The 17,891-nt window shown below is 38.6% G+C and carries 17 protein-coding genes and 1 tRNA gene; 9 read left to right on the top strand and 9 right to left on the bottom strand.

The features are described from left to right. Nucleotides 1–120: 120 nt before the first annotated feature. From RM549_RS17895 to RM549_RS17860, 8 genes are all read left to right on the top strand, one after another. The gene (locus RM549_RS17895) at nt 121–1,263 is read left to right on the top strand and encodes a 1-acyl-sn-glycerol-3-phosphate acyltransferase (protein ID WP_311687346.1); all 1,143 of its coding nucleotides are present in this window, start codon (nt 121–123) and stop codon (nt 1,261–1,263) included. Beyond that, nucleotides 1,247–2,275: an asparaginase gene (locus RM549_RS17890; RefSeq protein WP_311687323.1), complete on the top strand. Its 1,029-nt coding sequence runs from the start codon at nt 1,247–1,249 to the stop codon at nt 2,273–2,275. The genes RM549_RS17895 and RM549_RS17890 overlap by 17 nt, the downstream gene beginning before the upstream one ends. Nucleotides 2,276–2,345: 70 nt before the next feature. Continuing rightward, nucleotides 2,346–2,433, top strand: a tRNA-Ser gene (locus RM549_RS17885). Nucleotides 2,434–2,500: 67 nt separating this feature from the next. Continuing rightward, nucleotides 2,501–3,307, top strand: a complete 807-nt coding sequence (locus tag RM549_RS17880; RefSeq protein WP_311687321.1) for a MotA/TolQ/ExbB proton channel family protein — start codon at nt 2,501–2,503, stop codon at nt 3,305–3,307. A 14-nt stretch (nt 3,308–3,321) separates the two neighbouring features. Beyond that, nucleotides 3,322–3,759: a hypothetical protein gene (locus RM549_RS17875; RefSeq protein WP_311687319.1), complete on the top strand. Its 438-nt coding sequence runs from the start codon at nt 3,322–3,324 to the stop codon at nt 3,757–3,759. A gap of 3 nt (nt 3,760–3,762) precedes the next feature. Continuing rightward, nucleotides 3,763–4,374, top strand: coding sequence for an ExbD/TolR family protein (locus RM549_RS17870; RefSeq protein ID WP_311687317.1), 612 nt, complete (start codon nt 3,763–3,765; stop codon nt 4,372–4,374). Nucleotides 4,375–4,409: 35 nt separating this feature from the next. Continuing rightward, entirely contained in the window at nt 4,410–4,889 is a 480-nt protein-coding gene (locus RM549_RS17865; RefSeq protein ID WP_311482740.1) for an ExbD/TolR family protein, read from the top strand. Nucleotides 4,890–4,983: 94 nt separating this feature from the next. After that, the gene (locus RM549_RS17860) at nt 4,984–5,706 is read left to right on the top strand and encodes a porin family protein (protein WP_311687313.1); all 723 of its coding nucleotides are present in this window, start codon (nt 4,984–4,986) and stop codon (nt 5,704–5,706) included. Here the strand turns inward: RM549_RS17860 and RM549_RS17855 are convergent. The 9 genes from RM549_RS17855 to pyrH all read right to left on the bottom strand — a co-directional run bounded on the left by RM549_RS17855 (nt 5,701) and on the right by pyrH (nt 16,930). Beyond that, nucleotides 5,701–6,180, bottom strand: coding sequence for a hypothetical protein (locus tag RM549_RS17855; protein ID WP_311687311.1), 480 nt, complete (start codon nt 6,178–6,180; stop codon nt 5,701–5,703). The genes RM549_RS17860 and RM549_RS17855 overlap by 6 nt on opposite strands. 125 nt (nt 6,181–6,305) lie before the next feature. Continuing rightward, on the bottom strand, nt 6,306–7,766 hold the full coding sequence (gene rpoN / locus RM549_RS17850) for an RNA polymerase factor sigma-54 (RefSeq protein WP_311687309.1): 1,461 nt from the start codon (nt 7,764–7,766) through the stop codon (nt 6,306–6,308). Between the two features lie 83 nt (nt 7,767–7,849). After that, nucleotides 7,850–8,716: an RluA family pseudouridine synthase gene (locus RM549_RS17845; protein ID WP_311687307.1), complete on the bottom strand. Its 867-nt coding sequence runs from the start codon at nt 8,714–8,716 to the stop codon at nt 7,850–7,852. Nucleotides 8,717–8,803: 87 nt separating this feature from the next. Next, entirely contained in the window at nt 8,804–8,935 is a 132-nt protein-coding gene (locus RM549_RS17840; protein ID WP_311687305.1) for a hypothetical protein, read from the bottom strand. 106 nt (nt 8,936–9,041) lie between these two features. After that, nucleotides 9,042–10,484, bottom strand: a complete 1,443-nt coding sequence (gene asnS, locus RM549_RS17835; RefSeq protein ID WP_311687303.1) for an asparagine--tRNA ligase — start codon at nt 10,482–10,484, stop codon at nt 9,042–9,044. A gap of 62 nt (nt 10,485–10,546) precedes the next feature. Further along, complete coding sequence (locus RM549_RS17830; RefSeq protein ID WP_311687301.1) at nt 10,547–12,967, bottom strand: efflux RND transporter permease subunit; 2,421 nt, start codon at nt 12,965–12,967, stop codon at nt 10,547–10,549. A gap of 75 nt (nt 12,968–13,042) precedes the next feature. After that, on the bottom strand, nt 13,043–15,514 hold the full coding sequence (locus RM549_RS17825; RefSeq protein ID WP_311687299.1) for a DUF5686 family protein: 2,472 nt from the start codon (nt 15,512–15,514) through the stop codon (nt 13,043–13,045). 125 nt (nt 15,515–15,639) lie between these two features. Further along, nucleotides 15,640–16,194 (bottom strand): ribosome recycling factor, encoded by a 555-nt coding sequence (gene frr / locus RM549_RS17820; protein ID WP_311687297.1) that lies wholly within the window; start codon nt 16,192–16,194, stop codon nt 15,640–15,642. A gap of 28 nt (nt 16,195–16,222) precedes the next feature. Next, nucleotides 16,223–16,930, bottom strand: coding sequence for a UMP kinase (gene pyrH / locus RM549_RS17815; RefSeq protein ID WP_311687295.1), 708 nt, complete (start codon nt 16,928–16,930; stop codon nt 16,223–16,225). A 200-nt stretch (nt 16,931–17,130) separates the two neighbouring features. Between pyrH and RM549_RS17810 the strand changes: the two genes are divergently transcribed. Continuing rightward, on the top strand, nt 17,131–17,817 hold the full coding sequence (locus tag RM549_RS17810) for a zinc metallopeptidase (RefSeq protein ID WP_311687294.1): 687 nt from the start codon (nt 17,131–17,133) through the stop codon (nt 17,815–17,817). The last annotated feature ends 74 nt before the right edge of the window (nt 17,818–17,891 follow it).

Raw genomic sequence — 17,891 nt, 5'->3', positions numbered from 1 at the left:
ATTTTCTTCTGTTATATTTTGTTTATTTGCTTTTATAAGCCATTAAATTGTTTGCTTATTCTGCTTTGAAGAGGTGTTTGGTTTAATAAATTGTCCGGTGGGCAAGCTAAGATGAGAATTGTGCAAGATTTTGAAGACATAAGGTTTTATAAAGATGAGGAAGTGGAGGAGGCTTTACGGCAATATGTAAGGCATCCAATGGTTAAAGCTTTGCTTCAGTTTACTTTCCCAGATAAAGAATTTTCTGAAATTGAGGAACTGGTGGTAAAGTGTCGTTCTATCAGGGATTTCCAGACAAAGGTTATTTATCATTCCGTAGATATGGTGCTGGAAAAAAGCACAGAAGGTCTTACATATAGTGGGTTTGAAGGTTTAAAAGAAGATCAGGCTTATTTTTATATTTCTAACCACCGGGATATCATTCTGGATACCTCGTTACTCAATTACACCCTGTACGAGAATAATTTAGTAATGACGGCGTCTGCAATAGGAGATAATCTTGTAAAGAAACCTTTTCTTCTGGCTCTGTCTGCGTTAAATCGAAATTTTCTTGTTCTTAGAGGGCTTGGCCCCAGAGAAATGTTGAAAAGTTCCCTGAAACTTTCAGAATATATAAAAAAGCTCCTTTTTCAGGATGGCCGGTCGGTTTGGATGGCGCAGCGGGAAGGCCGGACCAAAGACGGGAGTGACCATACGCAGCAGGGGGTTCTAAAGATGCTCGCCATGGCAAAGGGGGATTTAAGTCTTTGCGAATATTTTTCGAAGATAAAGATGGTTCCTGTTGCTATTTCCTATGAATTTGACCCTACAGATATCCTTAAGATGCCAGAGATAATGGCAAAAAGGATGAAAGAAACTTACGTAAAGTCGGCTAACGAAGATTTTAATTCCATTATGCAGGGGGCATTAGGACAGAAAGGCAGAATACACATTAGTGCCTGTGGGGTTATGGAAGATGAAATTTTTTCCGAAATTGAGGCACAGGAAATTTCTATAAATGATCAATTAAAAGTTGTGGCAGAGAAGATTGATCAGAAAATCTACGAAAATTACAAGTTATGGCCGGCAAACTTTATTGCCTATGATTTGCTTAACAACAGGGAAAAGTACAGTTCTAAATATTCAGATAAAGAAAAAAGGCAATTTGAAAGAAGACTTATGCGCCGGGTAGATTTAAAGAATGCTCTGGAAGTAAACAGCTATCTGCTTATGTATGCAAATCCTGTAGTAAATAAGGAAAGTTTGTATGAAAACAAGAGCTAAGATCCTGTTGGTTTATACCGGAGGGACCATTGGCATGATAAAAGATTATGATTCTGGAGCACTGAAGGCCTTTAACTTTGACGAATTACTGCAGAATATTCCGGAATTAAAACTTCTGGAGCATGAAATCGAAACCCTAAGCTTTAATGAGCCGGTAGATTCTTCCAATATGAATCCCCGGGGCTGGCTTCAGATAGCGGAAACTGTAGAAGAAAATTATGAAAAATATGACGGATTTGTCATTCTTCATGGCAGCGATACGATGTCTTATACAGCTTCTGTTCTAAGCTTTATGTTTGAAAACCTTCATAAGCCAATAATTTTTACCGGTTCTCAACTGCCCATTGGAGATTTAAGAACCGATGCAAAGGAAAACTTAATTACCAGTATACAAATTGCGGGACTTCAGAAAAAAGGAGAGCCTGTAATTTCAGAAGTCGGCTTATATTTTGAATACAAACTCTACCGTGGGAACCGTACCACTAAAATAAATGCTGAGCATTTTCAGGCTTTCGCTTCTCCCAATTATACACCTTTGGCCGAATCTGGTGTTTATCTTTCGGTAAATGACGGTGTTTTATGGAAGTCTAGCCTTAAGCAAAAAACCAAACTTCATAAAAAACTGGATGATAATATACTCATACTTAAAATGTTTCCTGGTATAAGTGAAAGTACGGTAGAGCATATACTTTCGAAAAAAAGCCTGAAAGGGGTTATTCTTGAAACCTTTGGAAGCGGGAATGCCCCTAATGAAGCATGGTTTTTAAATATTCTAAAGAAAAAGATTGCTTCGGGGCTTCAAATAGTGAATGTGACGCAGTGCATCGCAGGAAGTGTGACTATGGGTCGATATGAAACCAGTATAGAGCTTAAAAAAATTGGGGTCATTTCAGGAAAAGACATAACAACAGAAGCTGCTGTTGGAAAAATGATGTATTTATTGGCAAAAGATTTATCCACGAATGTATTTAAAACTATATTTGAAACATCTTTAAGAGGAGAAATGACTTAAAAAATTAACGCGGCATGCTTGAAGATGTATTTTTTTTTTTGTTATTTGCCGCACCGTTTGACATTTGAATAGAGAGGTGGCCGAGTGGTCGAAGGCGCACGCCTGGAAAGTGTGTATACGCCACAAGCGTATCGAGGGTTCGAATCCCTTCCTCTCTGCTAAGTGTTTTATTTAAAAATTATTTTTATATTTACCCTTTAACTAATTAAATTAAGACAAACAGTAATGAAAAGATTATTTTCTATTTTGGTAATCGCTGCGATTATGGTACTTGGAGCCGTAAATCTTAATGCGGCAAACAGTGTTAATACATTGCCGGGTGCTACCGTAACTTTTGTGCAGCAGGATGAAGAAGCTGCAGCTGCTGATGAGGTAGGTGAAGAAGAAAGCGCCGGTTTTCATCAGGAATTAAAAAGACGTTTCATAGAAGGTGGTCCTGGATTTATGGGGATTGTACTTTTATGTCTGATTCTCGGACTGGCTATTGCGATTGAGAGGATTATCTTTTTGAACCTTTCTACAACAAATACCAAAAAACTAGCACAGGATGTTGAGGATGCTTTAAATAGTGGTGGTGTAGAAGCTGCTAAAGAAGTATGTAGAAACACAAGAGGTCCTGTTGCATCTATTTATTACCAGGGTCTTGATCGTGCAGATGAAAGTATCGAAGCTGCTGAAAAAGCTGTTGTGGCCTACGGAGGAGTGCAAATGGGACAGCTTGAGAAGAACGTTTCATGGGTTTCTTTATTTATTGCTTTGGCACCGATGCTTGGTTTCATGGGAACGGTAATTGGGATGATCCAGGCATTCGATAGAATTGAAGCTGCCGGAGATATGCAGCCATCGTTAGTTGCCGGAGGTATTAAAGTAGCGCTTTTAACAACTGTATTTGGTTTGATCGTTGCAATTATCCTTCAGATTTTCTACAACTACATCATCGCTAAAATTGACAGTATCGTTAATGATATGGAAGATGCTTCAATTTTATTAATTGATATGTTGGTAGATTACAAAAACAAAAAAAGAATTTAAGACCAAACTAAATTATGACCTTACATAAAATATTAAAATATTTGGCGCTGGTCATCGGCGTAATTGGCCTTATCCTTTTAGGTAGGATCATTATGGCAGGTGATGACGCTATAGATGCATCGGCCGATCTTCAATCCAGCCTGCTGGATCCATTCATGTGGGTTGCATACCTTGTATTAGCAGTAGTGTTAATACTGGTAATCATTTTTGTAATTGCCGGTCTGTTTAGAGGGAATATTAAAAACACGCTCATTTCTATAGGGGCTTTCGCGGTCATTGTTATTATCGCTTATCTTGTAACTGATGGGAACGAGATTGTATTGAAAGACGGGGACATTTTATCAGCCAGTGCATCGCATTGGGTTGGTGCAGGTCTTGTTACTTTCTATATACTCGCGGCAATTGCAGTGGGGGCAATGGTAATCTCAGGAGTGAGAAAATTAATAAAATAAATTATGGCTAGAAGAGCATCACCAGAAGTTAATGCAGGTTCCATGGCAGATATTGCTTTCCTGCTCTTGATCTTTTTCCTGGTTACTACAACCATTGAGACAGATAAGGGTATTAGCAGGAAGCTTCCGCCATGGCAGGATGAAGATGTAGAACCGCCTATCTTAAAAATGCGTAATGTTTTTGAAGTAATAGTTAACAGTAATAACGAATTACTTGTAGAAGACGAAAGCATGCAAATAGGTGAATTGCGCCAGGCGGCAATAAACTTCCTGGACAATGGAGGAGGAACTGGAGATGAGGCTTGTGATTTTTGTCAGGGCCCTGCAGATCCTGAACTTTCTGTAAATCCTCAAAAAGCTGTTATTTCCTTGCAGAATAACCGTGGTACGGAGTATGGAACATACATTGCTGTTCAGAATGAATTAGTGGCAGCGTATAATTTCCTAAGAAACAGAGAAGCTCAGCGTATTTATAATGTTAGCTTTAATGAAATGGAAGCGGCTTATTCCGATCCAAGGTATAACGGAGACAAAGAACAGTTAAAGGAAAGGATTGAAGTTATTAAAAACATGATCCCGCAGAAATTGTCCGAAGCCGAACCAAAGAAGAGCTAATTAGCTTTTTGAATTAAAAATTTAAATTTACTAATATGTCTAAATTTAAGAAGAAAAAAGGTGGGGAATTACCAGCGGTGAATACTGCTTCTTTACCGGATATTGTTTTTATGCTACTTTTCTTCTTCATGGTTGCTACGGTAATGCGTCAAAATACTTTGATGGTGCAAAATAAATTACCATTTGCAGACCAGGTGGAAAAGCTGGATAAAAAGGATCTTATCATGTATATCTATGCAGGGAAACCTAGTCAACGGTATCAACAACAATTTGGGAGCGAAGCCCGTATTCAGTTAAACGATAAATTTGCGGATGTTTCAGAAGTTCAGCAATTTATTTTTCAGGAGAGGGAATCCAAAAGGGAAGAATTAGTTCCATATTTGACCACAGCTCTTAAAGTTGATGAAGAAACAAACATGGGTCTTGTCTCAGATATTAAACAAGAACTACGAAAAGCAGAAGCCCTTAAAATTAATTATACTGTAATTCCGGGAGACGCAACTCAGAATCTGTAGTTAATTTGTATAATAACATATTTTAAAACATCCTGTTCAGGCTTTTGAACAGGATGTTTTTTTATATTTAGACTTAAATTCTTTTTTCATTCTGATGAAAATCAAATTTTTATTCTTCTTTTTTTTTCTTTTACTATGCGAGAAATCTTTTTCTCAGGAAGAAGAGCACCTTTTTATCAGTATTGGAGATACCATTCCTACAGTAACAGATAGTTTGTACAGGGAAGACCAGTTCTATTTTGGCTTTAGCTTTAATCTACTCACTAACACCTCAGAGTCGATTTCGCAATCTGGGTTTTCTGGTGGTGTTTACCTTGGGGCCATAAGGGATTTTCCTCTAAATGAACGTAGAAATATTGCTCTTGGTATTGGTTTGGGATGGTCATTAAATAGCTATGGACATAATCTTTTTATTGGCGAAAGCCAAAGTGGAGAGTCGATTTTCAGAAGTCTTGGCGACAATATTTCCTACGATACAAATCGGTTTACTACCCAGCTTGTAGAAGCACCAATAGAGTTTAGGTGGAGAACTTCTACCGCCACCAATTATAAATTTTGGAGGATTTACACCGGATTAAGGTTGGGTTACGTCTATCACTTAAAATCAAATTTTGTTCAGGAAGCGAACCGGGTAGTGCAGACAGACGTACCCGAATTTGATAGGTTTCGGTTGGGTGCAACCTTTACTTTTGGCTACAACACTTTCAATTTTCATTTTTACTACAACCTGAACTCATTTTTTAGTGACGCTTATATCCAGAATGAGGAAGTGGAGCTTTCTACACTTAAAATGGGACTCATGTTCTATATTTTATAACCAATAATTTACCATTATTAGTTGTGGTATAAATCCTATAAAAAATCCCAGGATTAGTTCCACAACAGTATGTGCTCTGTAAAGAAGCCGGGAAGATGCCGTGAGCCCCAGGGCGGTAAATAGGAACGCTATAGTATAAATAAGATTTATGTGAAAATGAACCCCAAGTGCCACAATAAACATTGTTAAGCCTGACAGTCCTACAAGATGTAAACTGACTTTTATACCGAAAATTGTCATTATAAAACAGGTCATCGTAGAGAGAAGAATACCTATAAAGTAAAAGTATAGAGCGGGATAATTATAAGAATTCAGCACCTGAAGAAGAATCATCAGGTTAAGCAGGATAAAAAAGAACAGCGGCCATTTCCTTTCATTTACATCGCTTAGAAAGAGAGAACTTGCCTTACCCAGATTCTTAAGGAGAAAATAGAATACAATAGGAATAAATAAAGTTATGATGGCTATAGCCATCAATTTAACTTTAATCAGCTCCATAGGAAAGAACCTCGGGGTGAGTATAAAGTAGAGGAGGCTTCCTGCAAATGGCATCCAAAGGGGGTGAAAGATATAGGAAGCACTTTTAAGGAGCAGTCTCATTAAATTTCTTTACGTAATCTGGCTACGGGAATATCCAGCTGCTCGCGGTATTTTGCTACTGTTCGGCGCGCTATTGGATAGCCTTTTTCTTTAAGAACTTTTGCCAGTTTTTCATCTGTAAGCGGCCTTTTTTTATCTTCTTCCTCTATGGACATTTCCAGGATTTTCTTGATTTCCCTTGTGGAAACATCTTCACCCTGGTCATTTTTCATAGATTCCGAAAAGAATTCCTTTATCAGTTTTGTACCGTAAGGAGTATCCACATACTTGCTGTTAGCCACCCGGGAAACAGTAGAAACATCCATTTCAATCTCATCGGCAATGTCTTTTAAGATCATTGGTCTAAGATTACGTTCATCGCCGGTAAGAAAGAATTCTTTCTGATAATTCATAATAGAACTCATCGTTACCATTAACGTCTGTTGCCGTTGCTTAATCGCCTCTATAAACCACTTGGCAGCGTCCAGTTTCTGCTTAATAAACATTACGGCATCTTTCTGCTCCCTGGTTTTTTTCTTTGATTCTTTGTAGCCTTTTAGCATATCGCTATAATCCCGGGAAACGTGCATCTCTGGCGCATTTCTTCCGTTAAGACTTAGCTCTAGTTCCCCATCCACAATTTTAATCGTAAAATCTGGAATAACGTGTTCTGCCATTCTTGTATTTCCTGAAAAAGCGCCGCCGGGTTTAGGATTCAAATGCTCGATAACCTCTATGGCATCCCGCAGTTGATCTTCAGAAATATCGTGTTTGGATAGTAATTTTGAATAGTGCTTCTTACTGAAGTGATCGAATGACTGTTCGAGAAGGTCGTAAGCAAGAGAAACTGCCTCTGTACTTTCTTTTCTCTTAAGCTGAATAAGAAGACATTCCTGTAAAGATCTCGCACCAACTCCCGCAGGATCCAGCCTTTGTACACGTAGCAGTACTTTTTCTACAGTCTCCTCATCTGTATAAACATTCTGGGTAAAGGCAAGATCATCTACAATATCCTGAATAGACCTGCGTATATAACCGCTTTCATCCACACTTCCCACAAGAAATTCTGCGATTTCATGTTCGGTGTCATTAAACCTGAAGGTGCTTAACTGTGTTTTTAAATGTTGTGTAAAAGAAGTTCCCGACGCATAAGGCACTTGCTTATCCTCATCGTCTGCACTGTAATTGTTGGCGTTTAGCCGGTAACTTGGTACTTCGTCATCACTTAAATATTCATCAACATTAAAATCTTCCAATGCTTCGTCATAATTGTCATCTTCAGTATCATTTTCATTAGAAAAATTATCCTCAAACTCATCTGCCGATTCTTCTCTGCCATCTTCGAGAGCCGGATTTTCCTCGATTTCCTGTTTTAGACGCTGTTCAAAGGCCTGGGTGGGCAATTGAATCAGTTTCATCAACTGGATCTGTTGTGGAGACAGTTTTTGAGATAATTTAAAATTTAATTGTTGCTTAAGCATAAAGTTCCTTTGGCTTTGTACAAAAATAAGAAAAACAAAGCTATACTTGCTTTGGCACAGTACATGTTTGTGGTAAATTTTTGTTAAGGAGACTTCGCTAAACCCTTTATTTTTAAGAATTTCTTCGGAAGCGGAAGTTCAAAAGTTAGCTTTTCCCCATTAATTGGATGTCGAAATTTTACGCCGGTTGCCGCTAAATACAGTCCTCTGAATTTATGCTGAATTTCTCCTCCATATTGATTATCCCCTATAATCGGAAAGCCATTTTCAGACAAATGAATCCTGATTTGATGTGTTCTTCCCGTTTCGGGAAACACTCTTAGAAGCGAGTACTCCAAATTGCCAATTCTGAAGTATTGCAGGGTCTCAATATGGGTCACCGCTGGTTTACCTTCTATCTCTGTATCGAAAATTGCCATTTTAGGGGCATGTCCTGTAGTGATTGCCAAGTACGTCTTTTCAATTTCCTTTTCCCGAAACATTTTCTGGATTTCCGTTAAGGCTGGCCTTGTTTTAGCACAAATAAGGAGTCCGCTGGTGGGATTATCGAGTCTGTGGGCAGGTAACGGAGCAGGAAGAGCAGTAATTTTATCTGAAATTTGCAAATTAAAGGGCAGCGCATTCTCTACAGTCTTAAAGTAATTGCCGCTGGTGGGAACTCCTGAAGGTTTGTCGATAATTGCCAAATCTTCATCTTCATATAAAACTTGCAGTTTTAAAGTGAAGGTTTTTTTTTGGCAATTATCGGCCTGTAATAATTCGATCTTCTGTCCCTCGGATATCCAATCAGAAGTGTTTGCGGGTTGGCCATCCAGCAGAATTTCTTTTCGTTTTATAGCTTTTTTAATTCCGCTTCGGGATGGAATGGTTTCAAAAATTAAAACAGCATATTCCTGTAACCTGATTTTTTCATCGATTGCAGGAACTATGTGTGTTTCTATGATTTTCATTGGTATGTTGTAGGGGATAATCCCTAAAAACAAACCTGACAGGTTTTAAAAACCTTTCAGGTTTTATTATGATTCAGGTTCTATGGCTTAAAATGGATTGTTCCAGCCATCCAGCGCTGCATTTACAGGGAAAACAACAAAGCGGATTATTACATACACGGCGAATAATAATCCGATAACTTCCAGAAAATTTAATGATTTGATTTTTTTAATCATCATCTGGTGATATTTAAATAAGATCAAGATAAAAATATTAATCCTTAAAAAGCAAGCCTCACAAATTTCGGAAACTGTGAGGCTATATTACTTCTTCAAAAAATGAAGTTTAGAACTCCGCATTTTGTGGTGTTCTCGGGAATGGAATTACATCGCGTATGTTGCTCATTCCTGTCACGAATAATACCAGTCGTTCAAAACCTAATCCAAATCCGCTATGTACGCAGGTACCGAATCTACGGGTATCGAGGTACCACCAAAGTTCTTTTTCGTCTATATCCAAGGCCTTCATTTTCTCCTGAAGTACATCCAAACGTTCTTCCCGTTGGGAACCACCCACAATTTCGCCAATTCCGGGGAAAAGGATGTCCATTGCCCTCACTGTTTTCCCATCTTCATTTAAACGCATATAAAACGCTTTAATATCAGCCGGATAATCAAACAAGATTACAGGAGATTTGAAATGTTTCTCTACAAGAAAACGCTCATGCTCACTTTGTAAGTCGGCGCCCCATTCTTCAATAATATAGTTAAATTTCTTCTTTTTGTTGGGCTTGGAATCTTTCAAAATATCAATAGCTTCAGTGTAGCTGACTCTTTTGAAGTTATTATCGATCACAAAATGAAGTTTCTCCAGCAAGCTCATTTCGCTGCGCTCTGCTTTTGGTTTAGCCTTGTCTTCATTGGAAAGTCGCTGATCCAAAAATTCGAGATCGTCCTTACAATGTTCAAGAACGTAATTTAATACGTATTTAATAAAATCTTCAGCAAGATCCATATTTCCATCCAGGTCGCAAAAAGCAACTTCGGGTTCTATCATCCAGAACTCGGCGAGATGGCGGGAAGTGTTGGAATTTTCAGCCCTAAAAGTAGGTCCGAAGGTGTAAATCTGACCCAAGCCCATTGCGAATGTTTCCCCTTCTAACTGTCCGGAAACCGTTAAATTGGTTTCTTTTCCGAAAAAATCTTTTTTATAATCAATGGAACCATCCTCATTTTTCGGCGGATTCTCAAGATCAAAATTGGTGACTTTAAACATTTCACCGGCACCTTCAGCATCACTTCCTGTAATAATTGGCGTATTTACGTAATGAAAGTTGTTATTCTGAAAATAGCTGTGTACCGCAAAAGACAGTTTTGATCGCACTCTCATAACCGCACCAAAAGTATTGGTGCGCACTCTCAAATGCGCCTGTTCACGTAGCTTTTCAAGGCTGTGGCGTTTTGGTGAAAGTATAGTAAGTTTTACTTCTTCGGGATTTGCGTCTCCGTAGATTTCAACTTCGTTCACTTCAATTTCTACCCGTTGCTGGCTTCCGGCGCTTTCTTTTAAAGTACCTTTTACCCCAATGGCAGCACCTATAGTTATTCTTTTCAGAATTTCCTCATCGGTATTTTCAAAATCTATAACGCACTGCAGGTTGTTAATGGTCGAGCCATCGTTTAGCGCAATAAAGCGATTACTTCTAAAGGAGCGTACCCATCCCTTTACCTGAAATTCCTGTAAAAACTGATTGCTGTCCAGTAATTCAGCAACTTTTGCCTGTGTCATTTAGTTAGATTTAGATAGAAACAAAGATAATTTTTCCGTTGGTGCCTGCAAAGCTTTGATTTTTAATATTTGTTGTTATTCTCCTCGCGCGTAATTTCCTCATCATCTTCAGAACTTTCAATAATTTTTATTGCCGGTTCTTTCATGATTTCTTTGTTGGCGATGCTTCTTTCCAAAGAAAGCAGCAAAGACGGAAGCAGGAGCAGGTTTGCCAGCATAGCGAACAATAAAGTGGCCGATACCAGTCCTCCTAGAGCCACAGTGCCACCAAAACTACTGATCATAAATACTGAAAAACCAAAGAACAGCACGATAGATGTGTAGAACATACTTACACCGGTTTCTTTTAACGCTGCATAAACCGACCTCTTAATTTTCCAATTATTGGCCTTTAGTTCCTGCCGGTATTTAGCGAGGAAGTGTATCGTATCATCTACAGAAATCCCAAACGCGATACTAAAAACCAATATTGTTGAAGGTTTTATAGGAACTCCGAGAAAGCCCATCATTCCTGCTGTAACCAACAACGGCAGAAGATTTGGAACTAATGAAATAAGAATCATCCGGAAGGATCTAAACATCCAGGCCATTAGAAGTGCAATTAGGAAAATTGCAAGTGAAAGCGAAAGGATCAGGTTTTTTACCAGGTAATTCGTTCCTTTCTGGAAGATTAGCGCTTTTCCGGTAAGGGAAACATTGTAACGGTCTTCCGGAAATAATTTATGGATCTGCGGCCAGAGGTCTTCTTCAATTTCTTCCATTTCCTCGGTACCAATGTCTTTCATAAAAGTGGTAATACGTGCATATTGCCCTGTGGAATCTACATACGAACTCAATAAATTATCTGTAGAAGACATTCCCTTCGCATAAGGCATGATAAAGTTTTGCTCCTGGGAAGATGGCAACTGGTAATATTTTGGATTGCCGTTATAATAAGCTTGCTTTGAATACTTTACCAAACGGACTACAGAAAGCGGTTGCGAAAGTTCAGGAACTTCAGCAATAATACTTTCAAGGTTTTCCATTCTTTTTAAAGTGGAAAGTTTCATCACGCCCTGTTGTCGCTGCGTATCGATATAAATTTCCAAAGGCATTATTCCGTCAAACTCTTCTTCAAAAAATTTAATATCCTGAAAAAATTCGGCTTCCTGGGGCATGTCTTCCAGTAAACTTCCGGAAATTTTTATGTTGTAAATGCCAACAATACTGGCGGTAAGAAGTACTATAGATACGATGTAAATGGTGATCCTGCGGTGTCTTACCATGTTTTCCATCCAACCTACAAAGCCGCCAATCCAGCGCTTGTTAAGGTGCTTAAGGTGTTTTTCTTTTGGCAAAGACATGTAACTGTAAATAATCGGGATCACCAGCAGGCAGAGAAGGAAAAGTGCTAGAATGTTAATCGAAGCTACAACACCAAATTCGCGTAGCAAGGTACTGTCGGTTAAAATGAAAGTCGCAAATCCTGAAGCTGTGGTAACATTAGTTAATAGAGTAGCGTTTCCCACTTTTGTAATCACCCGCTGCAGGGATTTCGCCTGATTTCCGTGCTTTTTAATTTCCTGCTGATATTTGTTAATCAGGAAAATACAGTTCGGAATTCCAATAACAATGATTAATGGCGGTATAATCGCTGTGAGGATGGTGATTTCATAATGAAGCAGACCAATTACTCCAAACGCCCACATTACTCCAATACAAACTGTGATCATGGAGATTACGGTAGCCCTAATAGAGCGGAAGAAGAAAAAGAAAATCAGAGAGGTGACCAGTAGCGCGGCCAGCAGGAACATGCTTATTTCATCAATGATATTCTGAGAATTAAGCGTTCTTATATAAGGCATTCCCGAAACCCTTATGTCCAGATTGTATTCTTCGTCAAATTTTTCCAGTAGTGGGGTGAGTTCTTCAAGAACAAAAGTTTTCCGGTCTTCAGAATTTACGATGTCCCTGTTGATATAAAGTGCAGATTGAACTGTATTGGAGTTTGCACTATAAACCAGATTTTCATAAAACGGAAGCCGGTTAAATAATTCATCCTCATATTCCTGCAGCTGTTCCTCGTTAGGTTTTTCCTCTTCAATAAAAGGAACCATCTCGAACCTGTTAGGGTCATTAAATTTTTCTAGTGTTTGAAGGTTCCCTAGTGAGAGTACATAATCCACTTCAGGAAAAGTTTGAAGACTGTCGTTTAATTTTGTCCACGCCTGAAATTTTTCTGGAGTAAATAGCGTAGAATCTTTAACGGCAATTACAATTAAATTGCCCTCTTCCCCAAATTTTTCGAGAAAGTCGTTATAAACCTGATTTATAGGGTGATCGTCTGGCAGCAGATTGGCTTCAGTATAAGAAAAGCGCATATTCTTCCACTGTGTGGCCAGTGCGACGGTAATCGCGAGTATAATAAAAATTATAATGAGCCTGTTTCGTAGAATAAGCCGTGCCACGGAATTCCAGAAACCAAAGCTGAATAATTTAGACATGGTAAATTTTTAAAGGACGGCAAAGTTAGAAAAACCTTAGTTAATTCCTCAGTTTTAAGGGAGTAAAGTGCACGTTTAAAGCGGTAACTGGAAAGTAAATTTAAAGGAAAAATTTTCCCTGAATTCCGGAAGGTGATACGCACCAAATCTATACGCCGCACTCAATCCAAACCCAAAGAGAAGATTGTTAAGTTCCACGCCGGCTTCAGAATAGCCGTGCTTCAGCGTATTAAATTCTGCATAAGGATGTTTGTCTTTTTCTTTAAAATCTCCAATGGCATACCTCGAAAACAATACCAGTGCTGGTTTAAAACCGCGAGTGATGTAGAAAGGTCTTAGTTGATGCCTTATGTGAAACATTGCCTGTTTGTCGCTGAAGAATTCGTTAAAATACATGGTTTCAAAAGCAGTGCGCCCGGCAACAGAAAATCTATTGAGGATCCTCGGTTCATTTACGTTATTGGGGGAAGCGTGGAAAACGTGCGTAAGCGGAAGATCACCAAAAGCGTAATTAGCTTCAAAAATAAATTCTGTCCTGGACTGGTCAAGCTGGCTTATTTCATGCTCTACCATAAAACCTGCTCTTGTAAAACTAAAATCGCCACCTGCAATTCCTTCTACAGCCTGTGAAATTTGGGCGGTGAATCGTGGAAAACCTCTTTCCAGCATTACATTTTCTTCAGGAGTATGTAGAAATCTGCTAAAAGGTCGCCATAAAATGGAAAAAGTAATTTCGGTAACATCATATTCAGAATAAAGTTGTCCGTTATGCAAATAGGTGTAGTCAAAGCTCCCGTTCATTGAAATACGGCTATTGCTCAATTGTAATTCTGAAGTGGTGTAAGCATTAAATCTATGCTCCAGTCCCGTACTTAAGGTTCTATGGTTAAAATAAGAGGCAATATTTCCAAATCGGGGTCTGAAAAGCGAGAATAAATCCACTCTTTTGCGATATTGAAATTCACCAAACTCCAGGATATCATCTGTATAATCGATATTTAAATTGGTTCCTGAAGATTTGTTAAGGTAAATTTGTGTCCCAATATTATATTTAAATTCTTTGTCCCTTAAACCGTAAGCACCGTACCCGTGAAGGTTAAAATGTTCTGAAAACCTGTCGTTTGTCCTGCCTCCCACTCCCAGCCGCCAGCCTTCATGGCCATTAGATCTATAAAAATTACCGATGTCAAAATTCCAGAAACCTAAGGGATAGTTGCCATTTCCAAGGGCCTGTTTTACCTCAATACGGCGCTCAATATTATCAGCTTTTATGATGCTATCTACATATTGAGCGGCATTTTCATCCCGATAGGTGTAGGGTTCCTGCCGGTTGGCTTTCCAGAATGTTTCGGGCTGTTCATTAACCCCGTTAGGTACTTCTATACTTGCAGGATGCTGTTTTAGATCTTCAGGACTATCAAAAACAACATCATAATTTGAAGAAGTGGAAGAGAGGATAGCGTCCGGACTCACTTTTCCGGAGCCAAGAACCCTGTTAATAATATTGTCGCTCCTCTGGAGTGTTCCAACAGAAATCCCCCCGCCAAAAACTGAAATGTCTTTAGTTCCTGTACCGGGTTCTATCTCTGTCGTTTGCCTTTCCGGAAACCAGATATCAGCTTCTTCGTAATAATGGTAATAATGATTGACCTCCAGTTTAATAGCACCCAATAATTGTGCTTTTGCGCGCTGTATCGCATAACTGGCGGTATCCAAATATAGAATCCCTTCCAGACCAGCAACCTTTTTTTCACGTTTTGGCGCAAAATAAATTACGTAGGCAGGTCTGTCTTCAGTGGTGGTGTCAATAATTTTGTAAGTATAATTTCTTAGGGCTTTATCTGCAAGAGGTCCTGCATAATCTGTTTGAAAAAGTTGATAGTCTTTTTTATATAATGAATAAGGGTTGGCTTCCAGCGAAAGCATTTCGTAAACCGGTTCCTTAAATCCTGCAGTTTTCAGGCCCAGGACTGTCTCTGTCCTTCCTTTTTTACTTTGAAAATCTGTTTTTGATATTTTTTCTGAAAGATAAGCCCTGGCGGTGTTAATAATGGTTTCAATTTCAATATTTGTAGTGTCGGTGTCCAGGTTTACTGCATCAGACTGGTTGTCGATAAGAAATTTGGTGTAGGTTTTATGCTGAAAAGCTTCAAGTGCCCGCTCGGGATCGTTCTTTTCTTTGGCTGCAATTGCCTTTTTAATAATAGCATTTGCCGGGTTTTCTTCGGAAGAAATCATTACCGCGTCAAGGCTGGTTATTGAAGGTTGCAGCTTCACCACAACGTATTCCATCTCACCTGAAATATCCACATTCTTGTTATAGAAACCCACATAGGATATTTTTAGCTGAATTTGATCCTCTTCATAAGTTATTTCAAAAGAACCATCGATGTTTGTCATCATTTGGCCTTCTTCTCCATAATTTATAGTGGCGTAGGGGAGAGGTTCGCCGTTTTCTGCACTAATTATTCGTCCTGAAATCTCATTTTGCGCCATTATGCTGGCAAAAGAGAACGAAAACAGGAGAAAAAGCAGAAACTTTTGCATGAAGAGATTTTTAATCGGAAGATAGTATAAATCTTCAGTAGCTGTTAAAATAAAAATTGCCAAATTAAGGCTCCCAAAGAGGTAGGCTAAATTTGGCAATTATCGATAATGAGTGATTATGATCACTAGATAGTCATAATTTCTTTTTCTTTTACTACTAAAATTGAGTCGATTTTTTCGATGTGCTCGTCAGTTAAAGTCTGTACATCTGCTTCAGCACTTTTACGTAAATCTTCAGAAATATCTAATTTTTTAAGGTCGTTGTTTGCAGATTTCCTGTCGTTTCTCACTCCAATCTTAGCATCTTCGGCTTCGGCTTTAGCTTGTTTTACAAGTTGTGTACGGCGCTCCTCGGTTAAAGGCGGTACGTTTATAATCACACTTTCCCCGTTGTTCATAGGATTAAAACCAAGATTGGCCTGCATGATTCCTTTTTCAATTTCCGGGATAAGTTTCTTTTCAAAAGGCTGAACAGAAATAGTACGCGCATCTGGTGTAGAAACGTTTGCTACCTGGTTTAGAGGGGTTTTTGCACCGTAATATTCTACAAGCACACCTCCCAGCATTGCGGGATTTGCTTTACCTGCACGAATATTTAGTAACTGCTTTTTAAGGTGCTCAATGGCGTTGTCCATTGCTTCTTTAGTACTATCTATAATAAAATCGAGTTCGTCTTCCATTTTAGTAAACTTTTATCTTTCAGGTAATTTATATATTAACTTTAGTGCCTATTTGTTCGCCGGTAGCTACTCTAATTAAATTTCCGGGTGTGTTCATGTCGAACACAATTATAGGTAGTTCGTTTTCATGACTAAGAGTAAAGGCAGTGGTATCCATTACTTTTAATCCTTTTTTAATGACATCTTCAAAAGAAATAAAATCGAATTTGGTAGCTTTTTTATCCTTTTCAGGATCTGCAGTATATATACCGTCAACCCTTGTTCCTTTCAGAATAATATCAGCATGAATTTCTATAGCTCGTAAAACTGCTGCAGAATCTGTAGTGAAATAAGGATTTCCGGTTCCCCCGCCAAAAATAACCACTCTTCCTTTTTCCAGATGCCTGATGGCTTTCCTTCGGATAAAAGGCTCTGCGACTTCATTAATCTTTATGGCAGATTGTAACCTGGTCTGGATTCCTGCATCTTCCAGTGCACTTTGAAGCGCCAAGCCGTTTATAACCGTTGCAAGCATACCCATGTGGTCGCCCTGTACACGGTCCATTCCTTTACTGGCGCCGGCAACACCTCTAAAAATATTTCCTCCACCAATTACAATTGCTACTTCTATTCCTTTTTCAGTAACCGATTTAATTTCTTCGGCATATTCTGCCAGCCTTTTAGGATCTATGCCATATTGGCGTTCTCCCATTAAAGCTTCTCCAGATAATTTTAGAAGTATTCTATTGTATTGCATAGTGAAAGATATAAATATTCGTGCAAATATAGATAATATCTTAGTTTGAGAAATAACATATATAAAAGGAATCTTGCTTCGGAAGAATATTTTATATGAAATTGAGTGACTTTATAGACCCTTTGTAACATAGCGGCTGCTGCCGTATGTATTGGCCGGGTTTTTGCTATCTTTGATTGGATTTAAAAATCATAAAAACGATGTTTGGATATTATATAATTGCTGGTTTAATATTTATTGTGAGCATGTATGTGAGCAATAAATTGAAGAGTAAATTTAAAAAATACTCAAAGGTTCATCTGCAAAATGGGATGAGCGGAAAAGAAATTGCCGAAAGGATGTTACATGATAATGGTATTCATGATGTAAAGGTAATTTCAACTCCGGGAATGTTAACAGACCATTATAACCCGGCAAAGAAAACAATTAATTTAAGTGAGGGTGTATATACACAACGTAACGCGGCAGCTGCTGCAGTTGCGGCTCACGAATGTGGTCACGCTGTGCAACATGCCAATGCCTATGGCTGGCTTAAAATGAGAAGTCAGTTAGTGCCGGTGGTGAGCATTGCATCCAGGTTTTCGCAATGGGTGATCTTTGGTGGATTAATGCTTATGGCTACCACTGCGCTGGGAAGTACTATTCTATTTATTGGTATCATTATGTTTGGTATGGGAACATTATTTAGCTTTGTTACATTACCTGTAGAGTATGATGCCAGTAAGAGGGCACTTGTATGGCTGGAAAACGAAAATATGTTAAGTCCTCAGGAACACGATGCAGCAGAAGATTCACTTAAATGGGCTGCAAGAACTTATGTGGTTGCTGCGGTTGGTTCTCTGGCTACCCTTCTATACTTCCTGAGTATTTATATGGGAAGAGATTAAGAAATAAATTAGTTTTTACGATAGAAAGAAACCGTCTCATTTATTAAATGAGACGGTTTTTATTTTTCAACGTA

This window comes from Autumnicola patrickiae (assembly GCF_031846525.1).
Classification (GTDB): Bacteria; Bacteroidota; Bacteroidia; order Flavobacteriales; family Flavobacteriaceae; genus Autumnicola; species Autumnicola patrickiae.
The sequence above is the reverse complement of the archived record's forward strand: the minus strand, read 5'-3'. Positions and strand labels throughout refer to the sequence as shown.